The sequence below is a fragment of the Trichocoleus sp. Lan genome (genome assembly GCF_039961855.1).
GTDB lineage: Bacteria > Cyanobacteriota > Cyanobacteriia > Cyanobacteriales > FACHB-T130 > FACHB-T130.
The window spans coordinates 1-6,799 of sequence record NZ_JAMPKA010000064.1; the positions used below are offsets into that span (position 1 = coordinate 1).

General features: G+C 48.0%; 8 protein-coding genes and 2 pseudogenes. 4 read left to right on the top strand and 6 right to left on the bottom strand.

Features of this window, described 5'->3' with window-relative positions; genetic code table 11:
- Nucleotides 1-131 precede the first annotated feature (131 nt).
- Both NDA03_RS27640 and NDA03_RS27645 read right to left on the bottom strand, forming a co-directional pair.
- The gene (locus NDA03_RS27640; protein ID WP_348239811.1) at nucleotides 132-473 is read right to left on the bottom strand and encodes a hypothetical protein; all 342 of its coding nucleotides are present in this window, start codon (nucleotides 471-473) and stop codon (nucleotides 132-134) included.
- Between the two features lie 35 nt (nucleotides 474-508).
- On the bottom strand, nucleotides 509-703 hold the full coding sequence (locus NDA03_RS27645; RefSeq protein ID WP_190411224.1) for a heavy-metal-associated domain-containing protein: 195 nt from the start codon (nucleotides 701-703) through the stop codon (nucleotides 509-511).
- 68 nt (nucleotides 704-771) lie between these two features.
- Between NDA03_RS27645 and NDA03_RS27650 the strand changes: the two genes are divergently transcribed.
- Nucleotides 772-1,638: a branched-chain amino acid ABC transporter permease gene (locus NDA03_RS27650; RefSeq protein ID WP_190411225.1), complete on the top strand. Its 867-nt coding sequence runs from the start codon at nucleotides 772-774 to the stop codon at nucleotides 1,636-1,638.
- 121 nt (nucleotides 1,639-1,759) lie between these two features.
- Here the strand turns inward: NDA03_RS27650 and NDA03_RS27655 are convergent, their stop codons facing one another.
- Together NDA03_RS27655 and lipA are read right to left on the bottom strand one after the other, a co-directional pair.
- The gene (locus NDA03_RS27655; RefSeq protein ID WP_190411226.1) at nucleotides 1,760-1,903 is read right to left on the bottom strand and encodes a photosystem I protein PsaX; all 144 of its coding nucleotides are present in this window, start codon (nucleotides 1,901-1,903) and stop codon (nucleotides 1,760-1,762) included.
- Nucleotides 1,904-2,086: 183 nt separating this feature from the next.
- Nucleotides 2,087-3,019, bottom strand: a complete 933-nt coding sequence (lipA, locus tag NDA03_RS27660; protein ID WP_190411227.1) for a lipoyl synthase — start codon at nucleotides 3,017-3,019, stop codon at nucleotides 2,087-2,089.
- Between the two features lie 789 nt (nucleotides 3,020-3,808).
- Between lipA and NDA03_RS27665 the strand changes: the two genes are divergently transcribed.
- From NDA03_RS27665 to NDA03_RS27675, 3 genes and pseudogenes are all read left to right on the top strand, one after another.
- On the top strand, nucleotides 3,809-4,426 hold the full coding sequence (locus tag NDA03_RS27665; RefSeq protein ID WP_190428622.1) for a response regulator: 618 nt from the start codon (nucleotides 3,809-3,811) through the stop codon (nucleotides 4,424-4,426).
- 146 nt (nucleotides 4,427-4,572) lie between these two features.
- A pseudogene (locus NDA03_RS27670) lies at nucleotides 4,573-4,911 on the top strand (response regulator); the annotation flags it as partial.
- A 138-nt stretch (nucleotides 4,912-5,049) separates the two neighbouring features.
- Nucleotides 5,050-5,622 (top strand): response regulator, encoded by a 573-nt coding sequence (locus NDA03_RS27675; protein ID WP_347276593.1) that lies wholly within the window; start codon nucleotides 5,050-5,052, stop codon nucleotides 5,620-5,622.
- Nucleotides 5,623-5,806: 184 nt separating this feature from the next.
- Here the strand turns inward: NDA03_RS27675 and recR are convergent, their stop codons facing one another.
- Both recR and NDA03_RS27685 read right to left on the bottom strand, forming a co-directional pair.
- The gene (recR, locus tag NDA03_RS27680) at nucleotides 5,807-6,418 is read right to left on the bottom strand and encodes a recombination mediator RecR (RefSeq protein ID WP_190411240.1); all 612 of its coding nucleotides are present in this window, start codon (nucleotides 6,416-6,418) and stop codon (nucleotides 5,807-5,809) included.
- A gap of 141 nt (nucleotides 6,419-6,559) precedes the next feature.
- Nucleotides 6,560-6,799: pseudogene (locus tag NDA03_RS27685) on the bottom strand (photosystem II q(b) protein); the annotation flags it as partial.

Here is a 6,799-nt window from a genome sequence, read left to right on the forward strand (position 1 = left end):
CGTTCTTCGTTGCTGAGCGTGACTGTATATTTTTCTGGCATCGGAAGTTTTGGGTTTTAGCCAGTTTCCCCGATCCCTGTTTATCTGTCAAAACTATCGTGGTTAACTACTAGCTGCTACGGTCATCTGGCTTAATTGATGACACGCCCTAGCAGCCCTTGATTCGCTTTCACCGAAAATACAATCAGTAATTGCGCCAGTGTCGGCGCAAGACTATAGACAATTCCTCGCAAGACAATCCCTCGCAACCAAGAGGGGTAACGCAGAAAAGGCAAGACAAAGAGAAATCCCCATAAACCGCCCCAAACGATGCGAGGATACAGCCAATCTGGGGTCAAAGCTGGCGCAATTTTCACCCCCAAGGCAGCAGTGATGCCCAGAACTCCAAACAGCCAAACAGCAAGACTATTTGCCAGTCCTCCCAAAGCGCCAGCGGCGAAGACGAGTGTTAATTTTCTGCTCCACTGCTGCATCCAAATTTCCCCTAACCTTTGCGATAATCTTATCGCTAGGCGACAGGATATCCAGCGTTCGCGATCGCTTCCCTGACTTTGTCTGCTGGCTGTTGTGTTTCCACACTTACGAGCTTGGTTTTGGTATCAGCCTCTACCTTCGCGGTGGGGTCAAGAGTGGCAACTGCCTTAGAAATCGTGTCTACACAGGCAGAACAAGCCATGCTGGGAACTTTCAGTTGTAGTGTCATAGTGTAAATTCAGGATTATTGTTTCAATCGCTATTATGAAATCTCCAGTTAACTGGAGAGTCAAGTGAATGGATGTACAAACTGCTCAATTAATTGTGAATGGCATCGCCGTGGGTTGCATCATTGCGCTAGCGGCGATTGGTCTAACGCTGACTTATGGAATTTTGCGCCTTTCCAACTTTGCTCATGGCGATTTTATGACCTTGGGCGCGTATCTTACCTGGTTAGCGAATATCAGTGGGATAAATATTTGGCTGTCAATGATTTTAGGCGCGGGGGGAACGGTGGCGGCGATGCTACTGAGCGAACAGCTGCTCTGGAAACCAATGCGGGCACGCCGTGCCTCCCCTACCACCCTGATCATCATCTCGATTGGACTTGCCTTGTTTCTCCGCAATGGCATCATTTTCATTTGGGGAGGAGGCAACCAGCGCTACAATTTGCCAATTGCCTCCGCCCTCAACATCTTCGGAGTCAACGTGGCTTATTACCGGATCGTTGTCATGGTTTTAGCCGTCCTCGCAATGTTGGGGCTGCATTTCCTGTTGCAGAACACCAAAATCGGGAAGGCAATGAGAGCAGTTGCGGATGATATCGATCTCGCTCGCGTCTCAGGCATTAACGTTGAGCGCGTGGTGATTTGGACTTGGCTAATTACCGGCGTTTTTACGTCCCTGGGAGGAGCCATGTACGGGCTGATTACCGGCATACGCCCCAACATGGGCTGGTTTTTGATTTTGCCGATGTTTGCGTCGGTGATTCTCGGCGGGATTGGCAACCCCTACGGGGCGATCGCAGGTGCGTTGGTAATTGGTATCGCCCAAGAACTCAGCGTCCCCTTCCTGGGGTCTGAATACAAGCAGGGTGTTGCCCTCTTGATCATGGTCTTAATTCTGCTTGTCCGTCCCCAAGGCTTGTTCAAGGGCACCCTATAAAAGGATGAAGGATGAAGGATGAAGGATGAATCAACAGGCTATCCATCCTTCTCCCTTCCGCCTTCATCGTTGTCATTCACCCTAACCTCAAAACTGTAGATTCAGTTTTCTTAGAGATGGATTACGGGTTGATGATGTGGAAATAAATCGCTGCAACCAGGAAGTTACCAGCTAAGAGGATCAGCGAAACGATAGTGCGGAAAGGATAGGGAGGCTTACTCGTTTGGGTAAGAGAACCTTTTGGTTTCTTGGCTTGTGCAGTCATAAGCATTTGCTCCTAATTTTGGACTTTATCAAGAAATACCAAAGAGCTGTCACAATTAGCACGGCTCGATAGAAATATTTTCATTTACCGCAGTCTTCCTGAAAGCAGCGTAGACCTTGATAGGCGCTTTCCCGATGCACGATCAATAGAAAAATTCTTTTTTCCTCCCGTGGTTTCTTGACTTTAAACACTCTCTCCCGCGTGGTAGGAACTGCGGACGAGGGGACCGGAACGGACGTGAGCAAAGCCCATTTTCCGCGCGATCGCTCCCAGATGCTCGAATTCTTCTGGCGTCCAGTATTTTTGGACTGGCAGATGTTCTAGTGAAGGGCGCATATACTGACCGAGGGTAATGCGATCGCATCCAGCATTCCGCAAATCGGTCATCGCCTCAATCACTTCGACTTCAGTTTCTCCGTGTCCCAGCATCAAGCCGGATTTCGTGGCAATCGTGGAGTCAAGTTCTTTCACAATCCGGAGAACATCAAGCGATCGCACATACTGTGCCCCTCGTCGCACCCGTCCTTGCAGACGCTCCACCGTCTCAATATTGTGGTTATAACAAACGGGTGACGCTGCAACCACCGTTGCAACTCGTTGTCGTTGTTTCTCCACCGCATCCTTACCCCCCCAGAAATCTGGCGTCAACACCTCAATCAGGGTTTCCGGGTTCATCTGTCTTATCGCTGCCATCGTCGCCGCAAACCAACTCGCCCCCCCATCCGGCAAATCATCTCTCGCCACCGAAGTCAGCACCACGTAGCGCAAAGAAAGCAACTGCACCGCCTGAGCCACCTTTTGCGGTTCTTCCGGATCTAAAGGCATCGGTGCGTGCCCTTTCTCCACTTGACAAAAAGCACAGGCACGGGTGCAAGTTTGCCCCATCAGCAGAAACGTTGCTGTCTTTTGGGTATAACACTCTCCCCGGTTCGGACAGCGCCCCTCTTCGCAAATCGTGTGAATTTGCCGCTGCTTAATAATTCGCTGCACCGTCGAAATGTCGCTTGCTTTCCCGATGGAGCGTCGCAACCAAGGCGGTAGCGCCTCAATTTCTGACCTCCACGCTTGTACATCAGGCTGAATTTGTCGAGCATTCGTTTCGGTAGGCAAATTCATGTTTTTTTCTGGGCTACCAGCTCAATGAGCATCCGTATAATACAGAACTTACGCAGCCAAACTCCTAAACTCAAGGGCTTACAACAATTTTCATCGCAATTTTCTATTAAACGCAGTCCGGTTTAACCCCACCTCAGCCCCTCTCTGTTCGCGGATTTGAGTTTAATATTTCCCCTCTCTGTTCGCGGATTTGGTTCAATATTCTCCCCTCTCCGTGAAGGTTGAGGGGCTGGGGGTGAGGTTCCGATCGAGTGAGAACCACTATCTCGCCTGCTTTCCTGCGCCTTTGTCTATATAGCCAGTACAGGATAGCCAGTACAGGCACAACCCAAAAAAGCCCCTACGTTGTCGGGCAATGCGTCAGTCCTATGATACAAATCTTAAATCATTCGACTCTAACTCTGATTCTGCTTCTGCCTTAGTTTTTTTCCCTTTCAGGTCAGACCGGATTAATCTAGAATTAGGCACGCTGCTAGCTTTTTGGCTTTATGTTTTTGTATGTCAAGACGATCGAAGAGTGAGGATATCAGGCAAACCATTGTGTTGCTGTATACCACGCACTCATGAGAATCCCCATTACGGCGCTAGCGTTGGTTTACCGTAATCGGGTATAGAAATCATAGTTCTGTAGCGCAGACACACTTGTACTACACATTCCAAATTATCCTGATTGGTATGAACGCGAGGCAGTTTTCTGCTAGCCGCTCATCTTGCTGAAATTAGCGACAAGGCAGCAGTCGGCTCAAATCAACTTTAGTTTTTCTTTAAATTACCCCTAAGGAGTCAGTCGTGGCAGGTCACAAAATTCTGGTGATTGATGACAGTCGAGTGATCAGAAATACAGTACGAGATATGTTACCACCGGGTAACTTTGAAATTTTAGAAGCAAAAGACGGTCTGGAAGGCATGAATCTGATCTACCAGTCACACCCGAACTTGATTATGTTAGATTTTCTCTTGCCCAAAATGAGCGGGTGGGAGGTGTTTCAGCAGATTCAAAGTAAGCCCGAACTTCAGTCAATTCCTCTCGTTTTAATGTCTGGTCGGAAAGAAGAGGTGACAGAGAAAATCTCAGAACCTTTTGAATATTTTGAATTCATACCCAAGCCCTTTGACCAGAAGCAACTGATTGCCGCTATCAAGACAGCGATGGCAAAAGCAAGAAACCGCCCGGTGGTAGTACCGTCAGCACCGCCGGCAGTCGTCGCTAAGGATACAGTCCCACCAGACACAGGGGTTGCGTCAGCAGACATTCAGCAGTTAAATGCCAAGATTTCCAAGATGCAAGCTGAGATTGACGCCTTGAAGAAACAGGTGGCTCCAATGGCAGCGATACCTAGTGAGGTTGATGGCTTGAAAAAACAGCTAGCTCAAATTGTGACATTCATTAAACAAAAGCTGAAGTAATCGCTAGCATTTATAGAATACACCTCAGCATTTAGATCCTGTCCCCATTCAATCTTCCAGCTCATCTGACTCGTAATCGGGGCGTTCTTACGGTTGAGTTTCTTGTTTCATGGAATGTCCTCAGTCACCACTCCTAGGAGTTAGTTATGCCAAGTAACAAGATCCTGGTTATCGATGACAGCAGCACCAGTCGGAGTCTAGTCCGAAAGCTATTGCCCCAGAGTAACTTTGAAGTTCTCGAAGCAAAAGACTCTCAAGAAGGACTAAATTTAATCCGAAAAGAACGCCCCAATTTAATCGTGCTGGATTTCCTGTCATCTCAGCCTAGTAGCTGGGAAGTCTTTCAACAAATTCAAGTCTCTCCGGAACTCCAAAAGATTCCTTTAGTGGTGACATCAGGACGTAAAGAAGAAGTTACACACAAAATTCCAGAACCGTTTGAGTATTTTGAATTTGTTGCCAAGCCGTTGGAGCAGAAGACGCTGATTCAGGCGATGAAATCAGCAATGGCTAAGGCGAAACTGCCTCGTCGGCAAGCGGCTGCGGCTGGTGCCCAAACAGCACCAGCCGCTAAAGGAACCCCAACGGCTCCCGACGTTCAGAAAGCGGGAGCAACTCAAAAAATCCTAATTGTTGATGATGCTAAAGTAATTCGGGCTTCATTGCCAGAAATGTTGCCTCCGGGCAACTTTCAAGTTTTAGAAGCAAAAGATGGGGAAGAGGGACTTAATCTCATCCGTCAAGAGCATCCGAATGTCATTATTTTGGATTGGATTCTGCCTCGCATGAGCGGTTGGGAGGTTTTTGGGCAACTTCAAGCTTCGCCCGAACTCCAGATGATTCCTTTAGTGGTCATCTCTGGGCGGAAAGCGGAAGTGATGGAGAAACTTTCAGAACCGTTTGAGTATTTTGAATTCCTAGAGAAGCCCTTCAATGAGAAGCACTTAAATCAGGCAATCCAGTCGGCGATCGCTAAAGCCAAATTGCCGCGCCCACAAGCTGGAACACTTTCTGCTCAGACAACCGCAGTCGTTGCTGACTCTACAGATGCATCGGCTGAAATTAAGGCATTAAATGAAAAAATGGCGGCAATGCAGGCTGAAATTAAGGGATTGAAGGAACAAGTCGCTGAAATTCCGGCACTGAAAAAACAATTGGCTCAGATGATGGCTTTCGTTAAGCAAAAGTTGAGTTAGAAGCCCTATTTAAGTGACTAGAATACCCAGATTATCTACTGGCTGCTAATGACTCATTGCTAATCTCCCTCTTGTGTCATTTTGAGAGAATTCGATGAATTTACAGTATTACAGCCCATGAGAAATCAAGCTTTTACCTCAGTTTGTCAGAAGAGGGATCTAGCAATTCTAGGGTTCTACTTGCTTAATCCAACTCTCTGCGCCCTTCTAAGGCTCGTGCTAGTGTCACCTCATCGGCATACTCTAAATCACCGCCCATCGGTAAACCAAAGGCAATCCGCGTCACTTTGGTAAACGGCTTTAGTAATTGACCGACATACAAGGTTGTTGTCTCACCCTCTACGCTGGGACTAATTGCCAAAATCACTTCTTTAATTTTTTGCTGGCTCACTCGCCGCACGAGCGGTTGAATATTTAGTTGGTCGGGGCCAATTCCATCCATCGGTGAAATGATGCCTCCCAAGACGTGATACTTGCCGCTATATTCGCGAGTTTTTTCCAGCGCAATCACATCACGGGAATCTTCCACCACACAGAGCGTGCTGTTGTCGCGGTTAGAGTTACGGCAAATATCGCAGACAGGTTCAGCCGAGAGGTGAAAGCACACCTGACATAAACCCACTTGCTTTTTCGCCTCAACTAAAGCTTGAGCCAGTGTTTCTACTTCTTCGGGCGATCGCTTAATAATATGCAGTGCCAGACGTTGTGCAGTTTTCGGGCCAACTCCTGGCAACCGTTGCAGTTGCTCGATGAGACGAGCTAAGGGACGTGTGTAAACCGTTGTCCTATCTCCAATCTGTATGCTTCCATATTTATCCTAAACCCCCGATAGATTGGATTGATACAATCTGGCTCTATCTGTGGTTCCCAATAAAAAAGCGCCCCCTTGCGGGAGGCGCTTTTGATGTAGAGACGCGATATATCTTGTCTCTAGCGATTAACCATTGATGCTGGGAGCAACCAGAGCCACTGGAGTAGACTCACCGGCTGCCAAGTCGAGGGGGAAGTTGTGAGCGTTGCGCTCGTGCATTACTTCCATACCCAGGTTGGCGCGGTTGATGACATCTGCCCAAGTGTTGATCACCCGACCTTGGCTGTCAATCACTGACTGGTTGAAGTTGAAACCATTCAGGTTGAAGGCCATCGTGCTGATTCCCAAAGAGGTGAACCAGATGCC

Coding starts and splice junctions, on each gene's coding strand:
- lipA (WP_190411227.1), bottom strand. CDS start 3,019: ATGAATTTGCCTACCGAAACGAATGCTCGACAAATTCAGCCTGATGTA.
- NDA03_RS27655 (WP_190411226.1), bottom strand. CDS start 1,903: ATGACTGCACAAGCCAAGAAACCAAAAGGTTCTCTTACCCAAACGAGT.
- NDA03_RS27640 (WP_348239811.1), bottom strand. CDS start 473: ATGCAGCAGTGGAGCAGAAAATTAACACTCGTCTTCGCCGCTGGCGCT.
- NDA03_RS27645 (WP_190411224.1), bottom strand. CDS start 703: ATGACACTACAACTGAAAGTTCCCAGCATGGCTTGTTCTGCCTGTGTA.
- NDA03_RS27650 (WP_190411225.1), top strand. CDS start 772: ATGGATGTACAAACTGCTCAATTAATTGTGAATGGCATCGCCGTGGGT.